At 39.8% G+C, this 17094-nt stretch carries 18 protein-coding genes, 1 pseudogene and 1 riboswitch; of the genes and pseudogenes, 7 read left to right on the top strand and 12 right to left on the bottom strand.

From position 1 onward, the window contains the following. Positions 1–50: 50 nt before the first annotated feature. The 3 genes from pepV to TZ96_RS07715 all read right to left on the bottom strand — a co-directional run bounded on the left by pepV (position 51) and on the right by TZ96_RS07715 (position 2762). Positions 51–1451, bottom strand: a complete 1401-nt coding sequence (gene pepV / locus TZ96_RS07705) for a dipeptidase PepV (protein WP_045763576.1) — start codon at positions 1449–1451, stop codon at positions 51–53. Between the two features lie 9 nt (positions 1452–1460). Beyond that, positions 1461–2066 (bottom strand): nitroreductase family protein, encoded by a 606-nt coding sequence (locus tag TZ96_RS07710; protein ID WP_045763577.1) that lies wholly within the window; start codon positions 2064–2066, stop codon positions 1461–1463. Between the two features lie 195 nt (positions 2067–2261). After that, a complete protein-coding gene (locus TZ96_RS07715) occupies positions 2262–2762 on the bottom strand; it encodes a hypothetical protein (protein ID WP_045763578.1) in 501 nt (166 codons plus the stop codon). 137 nt (positions 2763–2899) lie between these two features. On the opposite strand from TZ96_RS07715, the pseudogene TZ96_RS07720 reads away from it, so the two are divergent. Next, a pseudogene (locus TZ96_RS07720) lies at positions 2900–3124 on the top strand (amino acid ABC transporter substrate-binding protein); the annotation flags it as partial. Between the two features lie 63 nt (positions 3125–3187). Here TZ96_RS07720 and TZ96_RS07725 read toward each other — a convergent pair. Then, entirely contained in the window at positions 3188–4021 is an 834-nt protein-coding gene (locus TZ96_RS07725) for a metallophosphoesterase family protein (protein WP_045763580.1), read from the bottom strand. A gap of 217 nt (positions 4022–4238) precedes the next feature. On the opposite strand from TZ96_RS07725, the gene TZ96_RS07730 reads away from it, so the two are divergent. From TZ96_RS07730 to TZ96_RS07745, 4 genes are read left to right on the top strand one after another with little or no spacing between them, the layout of a single operon-like run. Beyond that, entirely contained in the window at positions 4239–4433 is a 195-nt protein-coding gene (locus tag TZ96_RS07730; RefSeq protein WP_045763581.1) for a helix-turn-helix transcriptional regulator, read from the top strand. A 14-nt stretch (positions 4434–4447) separates the two neighbouring features. After that, positions 4448–4990, top strand: coding sequence for a DUF3278 domain-containing protein (locus TZ96_RS07735; RefSeq protein WP_045763582.1), 543 nt, complete (start codon positions 4448–4450; stop codon positions 4988–4990). Between the two features lie 10 nt (positions 4991–5000). After that, complete coding sequence (locus TZ96_RS07740) at positions 5001–5342, top strand: hypothetical protein (RefSeq protein WP_045763583.1); 342 nt, start codon at positions 5001–5003, stop codon at positions 5340–5342. Positions 5343–5354: 12 nt separating this feature from the next. Next, positions 5355–5894, top strand: a complete 540-nt coding sequence (locus tag TZ96_RS07745; RefSeq protein WP_045763584.1) for a DUF3278 domain-containing protein — start codon at positions 5355–5357, stop codon at positions 5892–5894. 74 nt (positions 5895–5968) lie between these two features. On the opposite strand, the gene TZ96_RS07750 is transcribed toward TZ96_RS07745, so the two are convergent. The 8 genes from TZ96_RS07750 to zapA form a co-directional block, all read right to left on the bottom strand. Beyond that, the gene (locus tag TZ96_RS07750) at positions 5969–6865 is read right to left on the bottom strand and encodes a TDT family transporter (protein ID WP_045763585.1); all 897 of its coding nucleotides are present in this window, start codon (positions 6863–6865) and stop codon (positions 5969–5971) included. A 108-nt stretch (positions 6866–6973) separates the two neighbouring features. Next, positions 6974–8038 carry an acyl-CoA dehydrogenase family protein gene (locus tag TZ96_RS07755; RefSeq protein ID WP_045763586.1) on the bottom strand — a complete coding sequence of 355 codons (1065 nt, stop codon included), beginning with the start codon at positions 8036–8038 and terminating at the stop codon, positions 6974–6976. 14 nt (positions 8039–8052) lie between these two features. Beyond that, positions 8053–8601, bottom strand: coding sequence for a carboxymuconolactone decarboxylase family protein (locus TZ96_RS07760; RefSeq protein ID WP_045763587.1), 549 nt, complete (start codon positions 8599–8601; stop codon positions 8053–8055). Positions 8602–8825: 224 nt separating this feature from the next. Beyond that, complete coding sequence (locus TZ96_RS07765) at positions 8826–10004, bottom strand: ryptide export MFS transporter (RefSeq protein ID WP_045763588.1); 1179 nt, start codon at positions 10002–10004, stop codon at positions 8826–8828. Positions 10005–10503: 499 nt separating this feature from the next. Further along, positions 10504–11826 carry an alanine/glycine:cation symporter family protein gene (locus tag TZ96_RS07775; protein WP_045763590.1) on the bottom strand — a complete coding sequence of 441 codons (1323 nt, stop codon included), beginning with the start codon at positions 11824–11826 and terminating at the stop codon, positions 10504–10506. Positions 11827–11916: 90 nt separating this feature from the next. After that, positions 11917–12005: riboswitch (glycine riboswitch) on the bottom strand. Positions 12006–12151: 146 nt separating this feature from the next. Then, positions 12152–14488, bottom strand: a complete 2337-nt coding sequence (locus TZ96_RS07780; RefSeq protein WP_045763591.1) for an endonuclease MutS2 — start codon at positions 14486–14488, stop codon at positions 12152–12154. Between the two features lie 111 nt (positions 14489–14599). Further along, a complete protein-coding gene (locus TZ96_RS07785) occupies positions 14600–15148 on the bottom strand; it encodes a CvpA family protein (RefSeq protein WP_045763592.1) in 549 nt (182 codons plus the stop codon). Further along, positions 15145–15447, bottom strand: a complete 303-nt coding sequence (gene zapA, locus TZ96_RS07790) for a cell division protein ZapA (RefSeq protein ID WP_045763593.1) — start codon at positions 15445–15447, stop codon at positions 15145–15147. The genes TZ96_RS07785 and zapA overlap by 4 nt, the downstream gene beginning before the upstream one ends. 86 nt (positions 15448–15533) lie before the next feature. Between zapA and rnhC the strand changes: the two genes are divergently transcribed. Together rnhC and lepB are read left to right on the top strand one after the other, a co-directional pair. Then, entirely contained in the window at positions 15534–16415 is an 882-nt protein-coding gene (rnhC, locus tag TZ96_RS07795) for a ribonuclease HIII (RefSeq protein ID WP_045763594.1), read from the top strand. Between the two features lie 3 nt (positions 16416–16418). Next, on the top strand, positions 16419–17033 hold the full coding sequence (gene lepB, locus TZ96_RS07800) for a signal peptidase I (RefSeq protein ID WP_045763595.1): 615 nt from the start codon (positions 16419–16421) through the stop codon (positions 17031–17033). Positions 17034–17094: the final 61 nt, after the last annotated feature.

Genomic DNA, 17094 nt, shown 5'->3' on the forward strand with positions numbered 1-17094 from the left:
TTTCTCCTCCAAAAAGAAGTCTAAGCATTAAATCTCAGACTTCTATAGCATTATTTGATCAATTCGTAAATAGCTTCAGCGTAGATGGCTGCTGCACGGAAAAGATCATCCAAGGCGATAAATTCGTTGGCTTGGTGCATGGTATCGATAGAATCTGGGAACATAGCACCGTAGGCTACACCACGCTCTAACAAACGTCCAAAGGTTCCACCACCGATGACTTGTTCATGACCTTTAAGTCCAGTTTGTTTTTCATAAACATTCAACAAGGTTTGAACGAGTGGATCTTCCATTGGCACATAGTGAGGAGTGTGACCATGCTCAGAAAGGCTAACTGAAGCAACTGGCAAGTTTTCAAGAACTGACTTGATTTGCTCTGGGCTTGTTCCTTTTGGATAACGGAAGTTAAGGGCAATAGTATTGTCAGCACTTGATTCGTCGAAGCGGAAAACACCCGCATTCATAGAAAGGGCACCCATCTTTTCGTCCACATGAGCTACTTTCAAGTTCTTCCCTTCGTGGTCATTCAAGAGAATCTTACCAGCAATATCGAGGTAGTCTTTTGCAGGTCCTTCAAAAGCAAATTGGCTGAGGAAGAGAGCAAGGTAAGTCGCACCATTGACACCTGAAGCAGGCATAGCACCATGAGCTGATTTACCAATTACAGTCACCTTGTACTGACCGTTCTCTTCTTGGATGTCTCCTCTGAGTTTGTGCTCTGCAACAAAGGCATCTAGTTTAGCTTGCAAGTCAGCCAAGTCACCTGAAACGACTGCTGTTGCTGATTCAGGAACCATGTTTTCACGCAAACCACCTGTGAAGCTGTGAAGACGAGCTGCACCAGTATTTTCACCGGCAAAGTGAAGGTATTCTGTGATGTTTCCTTTTTCACCATTGATAATAGGGAATTCAGCATCTGGAGAGAAACCAAAGTCTGGCTTCGCAAGTCCTACATGCTCAAAGTAGTAGTCCATGTCTGCCCAACCTGATTCTTCATCAGTTCCAACGATAAAACGAACTTTCTTAGAAGTTGGAAGTCCCAATTCTTTGATGATTTTCAAACCATAGTAACAAGCTGTAGTTGGTCCCTTATCGTCAGAAGCACCACGCGCATAGAGACGACCATCTTTGATAGTTGGTGTGTAAGGTTCAGTGTCCCAACCGCTACCCGCTGGCACTACGTCCATGTGGGCAAAGATTCCAAGAACTTCTTCTCCTTCACCAAACTCGAAATGTCCAGCATAATTGTCGACATTTTTTGTTGGGTAGCCATCACGGTCTGCGATTTCAAGGAATTTTTCCAAGGCTTTTACTGGCCCAGGTCCAAATGGATGCTGCGCATCTGCCTTGCTGTCATCACGTTCTGAGTTGATTTCCAAAAGGCTAAACAAGTCAGCCAAGAGGTCTTCTTTACGTTTTTCTACTTCTGCTGTAAAATCAATAACTGTCATTTTTTCTTCCTATCTTTTTTCGATAATTTCATCTACTGGCAAGCGGTAGCTTGGTTCCAACTTCTCATCTGTGTATCCCACTGTAATCAAGAGCTCTGGACGGAAGCGTTCTTCGATTTCCAAGACTTCATTGACTTTTGATTTGTCAAAACCAAGGATAATGTTTGATCCGATTCCTTGGTCAGTCAAAGCAAGGACCAAGTTCATAGCAACAAGTCCAGCATTAAGAGCCAAGTAGTCACTAACTTGTTGGTCGCTGTAACGCGCAAACTCAGCTGGAAGATTTTTCAAGAAGTATTGCAGTTGCTCTTCTGAGAAATTGTTGGCACCACCAGTACGGGCAATCTTGCGAGCACGTTTAGCTAAGTCTGTATCTGTAAACAAGGCAATGGTTACAGGTGCAGATGCTACTTGCTCAAAGTTTGAACCGTAAGCCAATTTTGCTAGTTCAGCATTTCTTTCACGAACCACGACGAATTTCCAAGGCTGACTGTTGTGAGCGCTTGGTGCCAAGGTTGCGATTTCAATAGCTGTTCGAACATCCTTGGGATCAACTGGTTTATCAATAAAATGCTTAGTCGCATGACATTTTTTATTTAACTCAAGAAATTTCATAATTGATTTCCTTTTCTATTTCTATTGCTTCCATTTTACCACATTCTGAAAGAGCTTGCAGAGATTTTTCATAATGTAGAGATCTTTATTCCAACTCTTAATCAGGAATTACATACTTTTCGATTTAGTTGCTAGCTATAGTAAAAATTTTTTGCATAAGAAAAAGTAGACGATTACTCGCCTACTTTACTCATATTATTGCGCTGAAACAATTTTACTTGCAGACTCAATCGCTTGTTTCATAGCATCACGTGCAGTCTTCAATTGTTGAAGGAAAACAGTGCGTGCTTCTTCTGGCATTTCTGTATCATCAGAACCAGCGCTTGACAATCCATCATTAAATGCCTTTCTTGAAGTTTCTAGTGAGTTAAGAGCAGGTTCCACTTGTTGTTTAAAAGCATCTTTTTGAGCTTCTGGAACTTTGTCACCGATTTCTTCAACATATTTCTTATAGCTGTCAATCAACTTACCAAAAAGAGTTTTCATATCTCCAATTGTTTTAGCGTTGTCGATTTCTTCATCTGTTAAAAGAGTAACTTCAGATGTGTTTGTCTTTGAGTTATCTGTTTTTGATGAAGCAGATGTTTGTTCAGTCGAGCTTGAAGCTTTACTTGCAGAATCAGAAGATTTATTTCCACAAGCTGCTAAAGTTGCAACTGATAAGAGCACAAGGCCCACAGTAAGAAGTTTTTTCATGACTATCTCCTTTAAATAGTTTTATGATACCTATATTTTAAAATAAAATAATTTCATTGTCAAACATTTACCGAATTATTGAAGCTAAAAAGATCTTTGAGTTCACTATTTTTAAAATCTATATTAAATCTATCGAAAATGTTCAAAAAATTATCCAAGACCGAGGTTTAGACTTGAACGTAGTTGACTTGGAAAGCAATGACAATCCAAACAACTACATCATCTTTTCAAGTGACCAAAAAGAATTTAAAGACCAATTTGACAAGGTCCTTAAAGAACTCTACCAAGATGGAAACCTTGAAAAACTCAGCAAAACCTATCTCGGTGGTTCTTACCTACCAGATCAGTCACAATTGCAATAAGAAATACTAAAAACGATTGGCTCGTCCAATCGTTTATTTAGTATCTGTTCGTTAAAGCAACTCTTACAAAAAATCAAAATAATTCTTCACATCCTCCACATAGCCATGCTTTTCATTTAGGATAGCAAGTAATTCCCTATTATGTCCTTGATAGTTGTCCTCACGTCGTAATTCTTCATACATTTCGATAAAAGGAAGACCTTTGGTCTTGGCTGATTCTAGCTCTGCTTCATAATCATAAGCAACTTTTCGAAATTGGATATTGACTAATTCACCATTTTCAACTTCAAGTAAGGCATACTGAGCTCGGTGATTTTTCAGCCCATTCCAGTCAAAATAAGGCATACCAATCGAACCTGGATTGATGATTTGTTGACCTTGACTACCATAACGCAAAAGCTGTTTATGGACATGTCCATAGACGGCTACATCTGTAGCTTCATCAAGTAGCTGGTCAAATTTTTCTGTACCATTTTCGACCAGCAAATCACCACCGTAATTTTTCTCAGGTAAATTATGAGAAAGAGAAAAACGCAAGCCTTCAACTTCTTTCTTGGCTACCATAGGTAGATTCCTCAACCAATCAATTTGCTCTGGGTTTAGGCGCTCCATCAAATACTGAGTCATCCTGAGAAGCTGAATTTCTTGAGGATCCTCTAAACCATATTGCCCATCTAAAGCCTCTAAAACACAATCATCCCAGTTTCCTCGAACGGATGCTGTAATGGGTAGGCCTTTCAAAAGAGCCACCAAGTCATTTGCTCCCGGCCCAGGAAGAAAAATATCTCCCAAAAGCCAATATTCAGTCGCTCCCAAATTTTTAGCGTCCTCAAGTACTCCAGCTAAGGCCGTCGTGTTGCCATGTATGTCTGATAAAATTGCAATCTTATGGTTCATTTTCTGCTCTTTCTTTAGTGGATAGCTTTCGGTTTATTCAATCCACTCTTATATTTTTTACTTTTCTTTATTATAGCATAAAATAGCTAGAAGATTTTCACATAGAAATATTATCACCAAGATTCTTTTAAAAATATGTCAAAAATAGTTGACATTATGTTCTTAAAAGAATATACTATAGTCAAATATATGTGACATAAACTAAAAAGGAGGAAGCATGAATCGCGTAAAAGAATTCCGCAAGAAACTGGGCATATCCCAGCTTGAGCTCGCCAAGGATATCGGTGTCTCTAGGCAAACTATCAACATGATTGAAAACGACAAGTACAATCCTACCCTGGAACTTTGTCTCAATCTCGCTCGAAGCCTCCAAACTGACCTCAACAGTCTCTTTTGGGAGGATGATTTTTAAAAAGGAGAAGAAAAATGAAAAAAGAAACCCTCTATGAAAAACTAATCAAACGTATCTATGGCATTTCAGGGCCACTTGATGAACACAAACGACGCGAGGCTGACCACATCGGGAATAAAGTCTTTATGATTCTATTTTACCTCATGACTCTAGGCAATTTCATCCCCTTTGTTCTTGCTTATAAATATCCCCAAATGGTCGCTTTCGGATATCCAATCATTATCTTTCTAATTTCCATGGTTTGTGCTCTTTATGTCACTACTCAAACTAAAAAAACTGGTATTGCTGCTATCGATCCTGATATGTTGAGCCAGAAGGAAAAGAAACAGTTACGTAATCCTGGACTTAAAGCTGGTCTGATCTATGGAATAGCCATGTTCTTTGGAATGCCACTTCTCAATATCCTAATGGATGATAGCAAAAGCTATCTTACCGCTCTCTTGAATACAAGAAGTATCTTGTCAACCATCGTTGCAGCCTTCTTTTTCGGATTAACAGTGCATATTGTCGTAACACTTCGGATTCAAAAAGCCAAGGAAGATCAAGACGACGAATAGGAGGAAGCTTATGAAATCACTACAAACTTTAATTGTCAGTCATATTTTGGTCAGTATCTTTATGACAGTTTTCCTAGTTTATGGCCAAATTACGCGTCCTTTTCTGATCATCTTCCTCATAGCCCTTCCTGTCTTGAACAAAGGACAAAGATTTCAGAAAATCACATCAAAAAAAATACGCATCTTAAACGCATCTCTCTGCTTTATCCTCGTATCTTTCCCACAACTGTTAACGAATTCTATGGATTGGAGATATCTATTATTTCTAACCATCTGTATCGTTTTTAGTCTAGTCTACTTCTATACTCTCTATCAACTCTTTAAAGAAGCTAATCAAAAACAAGATTATTAAGAGGTCACTACCATGAAAAAAGAAGACTTAACAACTCGCTTAGTTCGAAATTTCTTTCATATCCAAGGACCCTTTGATGAATGCCGTCAAGAGGTCATCTACAAGGCTTGCGCCCGTTCCATGGTCCAAATCTTTTACTCTTCCTTCTTTCTCTTCCTGTTCTATCTTTTGTTTGGGCGCTTTATAGAGATAGTTCGAATAGCTATGCCCTATCTCTACTTCTTGATGATTTTTGCCCTCAGTCTCAAGGCAAGATATACTACTAGAGGGCTCCACTTAGAAGATGATGATCAATCCGAGATTCCACAAATCACTTACAGCAAGCGCCAAATCAAGTTAAGAAGTTGGTTAGTTGGAACTAGCATCCCAACTCTCTACTTATTTATCCTATTTTCCAAAAAAGTAATCCTTGAAAATCACTCGATTACAGATTTCTTTTTGCAGTTTCTAGAACTCAAAATGATCGCACTTTTCCTACTAGTAGGACTTGGAGTAGGATCAATCTTTGGTACCATGACTTATTATTTTTTATCCGAACATGAAGAACAGTAGGTATAAGCTGAACTAATTAATTTACACGTTCGCGATAGAAGAAACCCTAACACTTCTCAGTGCTAGGGGCTTTTTTAGTTCCTTAAATACCGCATATACTCTACTAATACATAGACAAGGATTGTTAAACAAATGATCGTTTCGAGCAAAACGAGAAGGTTTAGGACTGGAAACTGCAGGATGCCTTGGGCCATTTTCAATGAAGTTGCTGTGATGATAGTTGGGAAGGTTAGAGCTGAAAAAGCTGGTTGAAATCCCTGTTTTAAAATATTTGGCAAACGACTGAGGACAAAGAAAAAGAAAGTCTGTGAAGCAAGGATCATGACTAGCAAAATCCAGACATGAAGTCCTGAACCTCCGATCCGAACGAGTGCTGCTAACAATAGAGAAAAGGGAGCACAATAGATTCCTTCTTGCCCCAGTAAAGCCCGTGGCAATGGATTACTTTTCAAATCCTGATAAATCAGAGGATAAAGGTAAAGGGTTAAGGTAAAGCCAAAAATCCAAGCGCCATAGGCAATCTCGACTATACCCACCACTGGGTAGGTCAAGCTTGCTACTGCTATCCCTACATAGAGAACTGTCCAACTTGGCGTTGCGCTCGTTCTTGGTTTAGTCTGCACATAATTTTTAGTGAAGTAGATGATTAAACCTACATCTAGAAGAAAAGCAAACCACCAGAGAGCTTGCGCTATGATACTCATACTCGCAGGTAAGATTCGCAGTAAGTAGGTTGATAGAATCATCCCTGCCATGGGAAAGGTTGCCATTCCCGATAATAGCGGAGCTTTCTTAAGTTCTTGCTGGCTTTCTTGCCAATCACTAAGATGACTGTATAAAAAATAAAACCATAAAATCAAGCCTGACAAACTAAAGATGTGAGATAATAGTGGAAAAATATCCAGGATGAGATTGCCTGCTCCAGCCAATCCCAATAAGCACCCTGAAAAGGCCAAGGGGAGTTTTTTCATGTGAACCTCCAATAGTCATGTTATTATCAGTATAGCATAAAAGCGCTTAAATGGAGAATTAAAAAACGAAGTTTAAAAAGATAAACCTCGTTTTTATTTTCTTTATTTTTAGTTTGTCGCTAGAATATGTCGCAATTGCACAGCACTAGGAGAAACAATTGGTAAAAAGGCACCTTCATTCCAACGACGTATGAAACCGGATGTCGATTTACTAAAGTATCCTCTACCGCCACCAGCTTGTAGTTCTAATAAGAGACTTTGGGCAACAACATCAACAATATCGATTCGTAACTGGAATAGTTCACGCGGATTTTTAACGAAATAGGACTCTTCAGATAGTCCTTGATAGAGAGAATGTCGAATATCATCTAACTGTTCGACCTGATGCTGCCATTCTTCTTTCAAGACACCTCGTTTCCCCAATTCTTTTTCGACTTCTGAGAGTGAACGTTCAGCCAAACCAAAGGCTAGGCCAAATTGGTAGCCTAAAAAGGCTGGACGATTTTGCGCTAAAAATTGATGAGCATCCTTGGATAGAATCCACTCTTCCTTTAAAGGGACCTTGTTGAAAGTCAGGGCTGCTGTATTACCTCCTTGGAGAGAAACAAATTCCAAATCTTCGGAACGACTAAAGTTTTCTGCGTCCGATGGTACGGCTACTACATAACTTGTACTCGGATCATCTGCAAATCCTGCTACAAAAATAGTGAGGAAGCGATCCTTACGAGCATTGGTTACCCAAGGAAGTCGTCCTTTAAGATAATAATTTCCATTTTCTTCAAGGATACGAACATTTAGTTCCTCTAAGTCAGATAGATACTTGACCGCATTAGATAAAGCCGTAGCACCTGCATATTCTCCCGATAAGAGTTTTTCCAAGTAAACTTCTTTGAAATAAGCATTATCAGTATGAAGAATATTGTCTATTAAAGTTCGTTGCCCCCATGAGATAAAGGAAGCTGTTAAGGAATGTTGAGCGAGTTCTGCAAGGATATCGATAACATCTTGATCACTTCCACCTAGCCCTCCAAGAACTTTTGGTACTCCTACACGAAAGGCACCTTCTGCAGCAATTTTCTCAATCAACTCTTCTCCAGCTTGACATGATTTTTTGTCAATTTCATCAGCGTGCTGGTCTAACCAGCTTAAAAATTCTTCTGAAAAAAATCCCATACTCTGCCCTCCTCTTATGCATAAGGTTGTAATTCTGGATTAATCGGTGTGTTAGCTAGATTGTTGGCGTAGTTACAAAGACTTGCTAGACTGACACCGAGAACAACATCCAAGGCATTTTCTTGTGTATAGCCTGCTTCAAGAAATTCTCCAAGAGCTTCATCTCCTACGCGCCCTTTGGTATTGATAACTGCCAAGGTGAACTTAGCTAGGGTATCCAGCTTAGGATCGCTTTCGATTGGAGTACGATTGCGAAGGGCTTGAAGTAGGTCATCGTTCATCTGGATTTGCTTAATAGAAAAGGCTGTATGGCCAGCGACGCAGAAGGCACAACCGTTAGTTACGGCTGCAGTGATTTGCACCACTTCGCGCTCTACAGGTGTTAGACTATTACGACGGTTAATAGCTCCAACAGTGCGATAAGCCTCTAGGGCTGTAGGGGCATTGGCCAAAAGACCGATAAGATTTGGGATATAACCATTGTTGTCCTTTTGTACCGTTTCAAGAACTTCTTTCACTTCTGCTGGTGCTGATTCTACTGTGTGGATAGTAAATGTTGTCATAAGGGGACCTCTTTTCATTTTGTAATTAAATAGTTTCTGCGAAAATCTTACGAAATCTCATCAGCCTATTGAACAAATCCTTGCCTTGATTGATGACTCATTAGCTTTTCGTTGACAATAAGTCTAACACAGAATCTATACCTTGCATAATATATATTTTAAATTACACTGATAAAAAATTTTTATGAAAACAAAAAAATCACACCAGATGTGTGATCATACTGTTAATTTATCTGATGCTTGTTTCTTAAAACTAAGATGGACTCTACTAGTAAGCAGAAGATAGCCAAGCCAAAGCCAGTAAATACTCCAAAATATTCTGTGATAGAACTCATTAGAAAAACAGAAGCAGAAAAGGCCAATGTAGAGACAACTTCGATAACGGAGTAAACATTCACAAGTTCCTTCTCATCAACCGATTCCTGTAAAAATACGCTCTCAGGAACTTCCTTAATCTGAGATAGAAAACCAATTACTAGAGATAGGAATAGAAAAATAGGTGGATTTGGAAATAACACTATCAACAGAGTTACTAGTGCTGTAGCTAACAAAGAAAAGGTCATAGTTTGATATTTATAGGTAACAACTTTCTCTGCTAGACGGAAGACAATAGCACCTCCCAAGATAATCCCCAAGGAATAGGCTGTATTGACGTAGCCCCAATAGCTTTCTGACTGGTGTAAAATTTCAGTCACAAAAACAAGTAAAACAGATGATACCCAGATAGCATTAGCTAAAATTTCTAAAAGATTGGCTTGGACAATAAAGCCTAATCTTGATTCTTTAGCCACCAATCGCCAACCCTTTGTTAGCGTCTCAAGGCTTGTTTCAGAGGATAACTCTTCTTTTTCGACAAGTGGCAAACCGACCATCAAAATCGTCGAAATTGTAAACAAGGCTAACACAATGAGCAGGCTAGGATTCATTCCCAGACTCGCAAATAAGAAACCTCCTAAACCCCAACCAACTAGTTGTACACTTTCACCACTCATAGAAATGGCTGCATTCGCTTTAGCTAAATCACTTGCATAGCGTGGAACAATCGCATAGGAAACAGGTGCTGCAAAACCATCCAAAACGGAGATAAAAGTGACAATAGCATATAAGAGAGGGAGGGAAATAGTTTCAGATTGCTTGAGTAGAAAAACCAAAATCGCTAACAGAATCGTCTTACCAAATTGAGTCAAGAAAAGAACACGATTTAAAGCTAATCTCTTTGTTACTAACGGGACTAAGAAACTGGCTAAAAAGGAGGATAGACCTATCAGAATTGGTACTAGGGAGGTTGAAATGACCGAACCAGATAAGACAAACACATTTGCAATCACAATGACTCTAAAAAAGACATCTGCTAGATTCGCTATTCCCTGTGAAGTCACTAATTTTCGAATATCTTTTGACATAAATACCTCCAGTTTATTTCTCTTTCGCACATAGATGAAACAAGACATATCAGACTAATACTCTTCGAAAATCAAATTCAAACCACGTCAGCTTCGCCTTGCCGTACTCAAGTACAGCCTGCGGCTAGCTTCCTAGTTTGCTCTTTGATTTTCATTGAGTATAAAAACAGATTTATGCTGACTATTATACAATAAATAAAAGTGCAAATAAAGGATATCATAAAAGAGGTACTATTGAATTTCATTCATCTTATGACAGAATACTCTTCGAAAATCTCTTCAAACCGCGTCAACGTCGCCTTGGATTATATATGTGACTGACTTCGTCAGTTTTATCTACAACCTCAAAGCAGTGCTTTGAGCAACCTACGGCTAGTTTCCTAGTTTGCTCTTTGATTTTCATTGAGTATAAAATAAAAGACTAGCTCTAGAAGTGAAAAAACTAGTATCTCACAAACAGATGCTAGTCTTATCTATAAATGGTAATATCAATCTTACATTATTTATCAAAATACTTCTTCGTCTCAGCGATAACGACTGGTGATAAGGCTAAGAGTGCAATCAAGTTTGGTAGAGCCATGAGGGCATTAACAATATCCGCAATGACCCAGACCATATCCAGCTCGATAAATCCTCCCAGCAAGACCATGAGTACAAAGACCACACGATAAAGCCAGATAAAGCGAACGCCAAAGAGAAATTCAAAACAACGCTCTCCGTAATAGTTCCATCCCAAAATCGTAGTAAAGGCAAAGAGTACCAAGAAGACCGTTAAAAGAGCAGGTCCAAAGAAAGAAAATACTGTAGAAAAAGCTGACTGAGTTAGAGCAACACCATCTAAATTACCATTCCAAACCCCAGTCACCAAGATTGTCAAACCAGTCAAGGTACAGATGATCAAGGTATCAATAAAGGTTCCTGTCATGGAAATTAAACCTTGCTCCACCGGTTCGTTGGTCTTAGCTGCCGCAGCCGCAATGGGTGCTGAACCCAAGCCAGATTCATTCGAGAAGACACCACGCGCCACACCATTTTGAATAGCCATTCGAACACTAGCTCCTGCCAATCCTCCCACTGCAGCTATGGGACTAAAAGCTGATGTGAGAACCAGTGAAAGAGTTGCCGGTACTTTATCGATATTAAAGAAAATGACTGTCAAGGTTCCCAAGATGTAGACAATAGCCATGAAAGGAACAACTGTAGTTGACACCTTAGAAATAGACTTAAGTCCACCAAAGACTGCAATCCCTACAAAAATAGATAAAACAAGTGCAGTAATTGTCGGATCAATACTAGCTGTATTTTGCACGGATTCTGTAATAGAATTCACTTGGGTAAAAGTACCGATTCCCAAAAGTGCAACCAATACTCCAGCTATAGCAAAGAAGATTGCAAGAGGGCGCCATTTTTCGCCCATCCCTAGAAGGATATAGTGCATCGGTCCTCCTGCTACCGCACCATGATCATCCTTGGTTCGATATTTGATAGCAAGTAGTCCTTCTGCATACTTGGTTGCCATTCCAAAGAAAGCAGCCACCCACATCCAAAAAAGAGCACCTGGTCCACCAACCTTGATAGCCGTTGCAACTCCGATAATATTTCCTGTACCAACAGTTGCTGCTAGGGCAGTACACAAGGCAGCAAAGCTCGAAACATCACCATGTCCTTTATCCTTGGTAAAAATAAGCTGGAAGGCCTTAGGAAGACGTAAGATTTGTAAAAGTCCTAAACGAAGAGTCAAGTAAATCCCTGTACCAACCAATAAAATTAAAAGGGGTGGGCCCCATACTAGAGCATCTAGCTCTTTTAGCAAATTTAACATACCATTCTCCTATCTATTCAACCCCAAAAGAAAGAGCACATGTTAAAAACATGTACTCTGGAATGCATCGATAAATGCCAAAAAGCGCTCTATCATTGCTCTGTCCTTTTACCTGAGAGTTTGAGCAGTTGCCTGCCTTGCCCCTTCGGTGCCTTTACGGTCTCTCCAGAGTTCCGTCCATTTACAGTCATGAAAAATCAAACGATTTTCCACTTCTATTAAACTTCATTCGGTGTTGTATTTAATTTTTATTTATTTTACAAGAAAATTTAGCTCTTGTCAATTATTTTCAGAAAATTTTATTATAATTTTCATTCGTTTCGCTTTATCCCTTAAAGGTTACAATGGTTGCGCCAGATCCGCCTGCATTTTGTGGTGCATAGCCAAAGCTCTTGACTTGTTTATTTCTTTGTAGGTACTTAGTCACCCCTTCACGGATGACTCCTGTACCAATACCATGGATGATGTCGACTTGGGCCATATTGTTGAGCAGTGCTTGGTCGATAAAGGCATCCAAGGCTTCCATAGCCTCCTCGTAGCGTTTGCCACGAAGGTCTAGTCGAGCTTGTGGACCTTTTCCTGCTGCACGTTTGACGACGTTAACTTGTTTCTTCTTGACTGGCGCTTCTTTCTGGGCTTGAACCAAGTCAAACTCTTTTTCCTCAAGTGTCATCTTAATCAAGCCAACCTGTGCTTCCCAACGTCCATCCTTGAGTTGATTGGTCAAGGTACCACGTTGACCATAGCTTAAAACGATAATATCATCTCCAACTTTTGGAGCTCGTTTTTTCTTGGCCTTCTGAAGAACCTTGTTTTTAGAAAGGTCAACTTTTTCAGGGGCTAATTTTTTGAGCTTAGCTTTGGCTTCAATAATCTCATGTGGTTTTAGTTGAGATTTACTGTGAAGATTTTTAAGTATATCATCACTCTCAGCTAGTGCTAAGTCAACAATCTCAGCAGCTTGTTCTCGCGCCTTATTGAGTTCAGTTTCCTTTTCACGGTTGAGCTCGTTATAAAGTTTTTTAAGGGCGCGATTCATCTTGAGGTTTTCTTGCTCGACTTGGCGAATATTCTCAAGACGTTTACGACTTTCAAGTGTTTGTTCTTCCAATTGCTCAATGATACGATTGACATCATTGTCTTGATTAATCTGCTTGCTAGCATCACCTACGATGACATCTGACAAGCCTAGACGTTTGGCAATTTCAAAGGCATTGCTTCGACCTGGAACTCCCTGCATAAAGCGATAGGTTGGGCGCAGGCTAGCTGTATCAAACTCCATACTAGCATTCTGAACATAAGCCGTTTCAATCCCATAGGCCTTGAGTTCAGGATAGTGAGTGGTTGCCATAGTCTTGACCTGACGCAAGCGCAAGTCCTCTAAGATAGACATGGCAAGGGCAGCTCCTTCCTGGGGATCTGTACCTGCTCCAAGCTCATCTAGTAGCAAGAGCGAGTTTTGGTTAACCTTACCAAGAATATCAACAATATTGGTCATATGGCTGGAGAAGGTTGAGAGACTTTGTTCGATGGATTGTTCGTCTCCAATATCCGCAAAAACCTCCTCGAAAATCCCCACACGACTTCCCTTATCCGCCAAAATTGGCAAACCTGACTGAGCCATCAATTGCGTCAAACCTAAGGTCTTGAGCATGATGGTCTTACCACCCGTATTTGGACCAGTGATGACGATAGCTGTTAGTTCTTTGCCAAAATGCACATCGTTTGCCACAGCATTTTTAACTAGTGGATGACGAACGTGAAGGAGTTGAATCTCCTGTCCCTCAGAGACTTGAGGAACTACTGCTTCCGTTTCTTGGATAAAGCGAACCTTAGCTCGAATCAGGTCCAAATGTCCGATAATCCAAGCATCATTGGCGATTTCAGCTGCATGAGGTCTTACTCTTTCAGAGAGTTCTTGGAGGATACGCATCATCTCATAGCGTTCGTCTGCACGAAGACTTGCGATTTCCTCACTCAACTTGACTACTTTACGCGGTTCGATATAGACAGTGTTACCGCTGGCAGAAATATCATGTACCACACCAGCAATCTTGTTACGATAGGTATTCTTAACTGGAAGAACTTGGCGACCATTTCTACTTGCGATGATACCTTCTGTCAGCATCTGAGCTTTTTGTTTGAGAAGGTCTTGCAGGACATCACGGACTTGACTTTCACTATCATGGATTTTTCGACGGATTCGTGCCAAATCTTCACTAGCAAAGTTCTCAATAAATCCAGCTTCGTTGATGGCTTGTAGATTTCCCTGTAAATGTGGAAAATCATGAAGTTTCTCAAACCAGTTAGCTAGGTGGTCTAAACGTACATTTTCAAGATTGTCATAAAAATTCTGCAATTCACGACTGGCAAATATGACACGTTTGAGAAGGAGAAATTCCTCGATGTTGAGATCTGCTCCCATTTCTAAACGTTTGCAGGTTGCAGCAATGTCTTTTGTTCCTGAGATACTGAAGTGAGGATGCTCAACAAAGAGCTCTTGCATTTCTTCCATCTCTGCAAAAGCTTGTCTAATCTTATCCCCTTTATCTGTTGGAGCAAGTTCTTTTAACTGCTCTAGTCCTTGTTCGGTCAAAAGATATGGCTCAAATAAAGCCTTGACCTTATTAAATTCTAATGTTTCTAGTATTTTTTTATTCATTTTCTTTTCCTTCGTAATGAGCGAACGAATTTTTTAAATTCTCACTCTTTTAAAAAGGCTCCTAAACTATTGAAATTGTAAACAAAAGGCTAGGAATATTTCCCGCCCTTTTTATCCGATTATTTTTGTTACCCAGAGTTGTTTAATCACATGACTAGTGATTGGAACACTTTGGATAATATGTTTAGCTACAAAACTGTTTTCAAGTGAATTTTGAACAATTTGCAAGGGAACAGTCGCAAGAATGGTTAGGATCATCTGGAGGACAAACAAAGTCACAGCCAGAGATAAAACTCCTGCAACTATACGGAAATATTGACCCGCTAGCTTTTTAGTCGGTAGAAGATTAAGAAAGAGACCAAGCAATCGACCAATACAGTAAAATACAGTAAAGGCCAATAGGTAACCAATCCCTGCATAAAAGACCTTGTCCAGTTGGAAAAGTTGATTGGATGGGAAAAAGAAGGTTCCCTGCCCTTCCTGTGGACTTGCATATGGTATCAACAAATCAAATTGTTTCCCTAAAGATTGATAAAAATTTCCTGCAAGAAGGGCTGAAATCACAGTTGCTACAAAATAGAAAATTTGTAGAACTAAACCTCTACGATAACCGATATAAAAGCTCCATGCAAGAACCAATAAGAGAAGGACAGAAATCATAGGGAATCCTCAATCTTGCTCTGTTCTTGTTTAGCCGCTACAACTTGATGACGGAGGGCGTCTAATTCTTGTTCCTTATCATCAAATTCAATCTCACGGCTGAGTTGGGTCGACAAGCTATTGACTGCTAATAAAATAGCGATTGTCTCATCATCCGCTCCAGGCATTTGCTCTTTAATTGCTTCATATTTTTCAGTTGCAACCTTGGCAATTTCCTCCATAAAAAGGTTGTCATGCTCAGTTGTTAGGGTCAATGTTTTTTTTCCGAATGTAAACTTGTATCGATTTAAATTTGCCATAAAATTCACCTCACGATATTATACCAAATTTCACTAAGTTTGTCAGTTTTTACCAATTCTACGGCTTTTATGGTACAATAAGAACTATGGCAAGTATTACATTAACCCCGAGCGAAAAGGAAATCCAAGCCTTTGTTCAAAAGCATGAAAAAAATCTCGCTCCAAGTAAAAACCCATATATTCGCTACTTTTTCAAGCTTCCGCAGGCAAGTGTTTCCATCTACACTTCTGGAAAAGTCTTACTTCAGGGAGAAATGGCTGAAAACTATGCCAGTTTTTTTGGTTATCAAGTCAGTCAAGGAACTAGTGAACAAAACTTTCCGATGATTGGAACTGACGAAGTAGGAAATGGTTCCTACTTCGGTGGTCTAGCTGTAGTAGCATCCTTTGTAACACCTGACCAGCATGACTTTCTACGAAAACTAGGTGTAGGGGATTCTAAGACTCTGACAGACCAAAAGATTCGACAGATTACGCCTATTCTTAAAGAAAAAATCCAGCACCAAGCTCTGCTACTTTCTCCAAGCAAGTATAATGAAGTCATCGGTGAGCGCTACAATGCCGTTTCTGTTAAGGTGGCCTTACACAATCAAGCCATTTTTCTCCTTCTCCAAAAAGGAGTTCATCCTGAGAAAATAGTCATCGATGCTTTTACCAGTTCCCAAAACTATGAGAAGTACTTAAAAAATGAAGCCAATCATTTTTCCAATCCAGTCAGTCTGGAGGAAAAAGCTGAAGGTAAATACTTGGCTGTCGCAGTAAGCTCTATCATTGCGCGTGATCTCTTTCTGGAAAATTTAGAAAATCTGGGACGAGAACTGGGTTATCAACTTCCAAGTGGGGCTGGAGCGACTTCTGATAAGGTAGCTAGCCAAATCCTCCAAGCTTATGGTATGCAGGGGCTCAACTTCTGCGCTAAACTACACTTTAAAAATACTGAAAAAGCAAAAAAATTGCTAGAAAGGTAAATTATGAAATATTTTAAATCGTTTTTAAAAGAGTGGGGAACTTTTTTCCTGATTCTTTCTCTTGTCGCCCTTAGCCGTCTCTTTCTCTGGAGCAATGTCCGCGTAGAAGGACATTCTATGGACCCTACCCTAGCTGATGGAGAAATCCTTTTCGTGGTTAAACACCTCCCAATCAACCGCTTTGATATCGTGGTTGCTCATGAGGACGACGGCAACAAGGACATCGTTAAGCGGGTCATTGGTATGCCGGGAGATACCATCCGTTATGACAACGATAAACTCTATATTAATGGTCAAGAAACTGATGAGCCCTATTTAGCAGAATACCTAAAACGTTTCAAGGAAGATAAACTCCAAAGCACTTATACTGGAACTGGTTGGGACGGCAAAAAGGGCGAATACTTTAGAAGTTTGGCTCAAAAGGCTCAGGCCTTTACCCTAGATGTTAATTACAACACTAGCTTTACCTTCACTGTTCCGGAAGGAGAATATCTCCTCCTAGGCGATGACCGTCTGGTATCTAGCGACAGTCGACATGTTGGCACCTTTAAAGCAAAAGATATCACTGGTGAAGCCAAATTCCGCTTCTGGCCACTCAGTCGTATCGGAACATTTTAAAAACAAGGAAGAGGCCGAGAATTATCTATCTCAGCCTCTTCTCATTCTATTTTGACTAAAT

Origin of the sequence: Streptococcus infantis (assembly GCF_000963255.1) — a bacterium.
GTDB lineage: Bacteria > Bacillota > Bacilli > Lactobacillales > Streptococcaceae > Streptococcus > Streptococcus nidrosiense.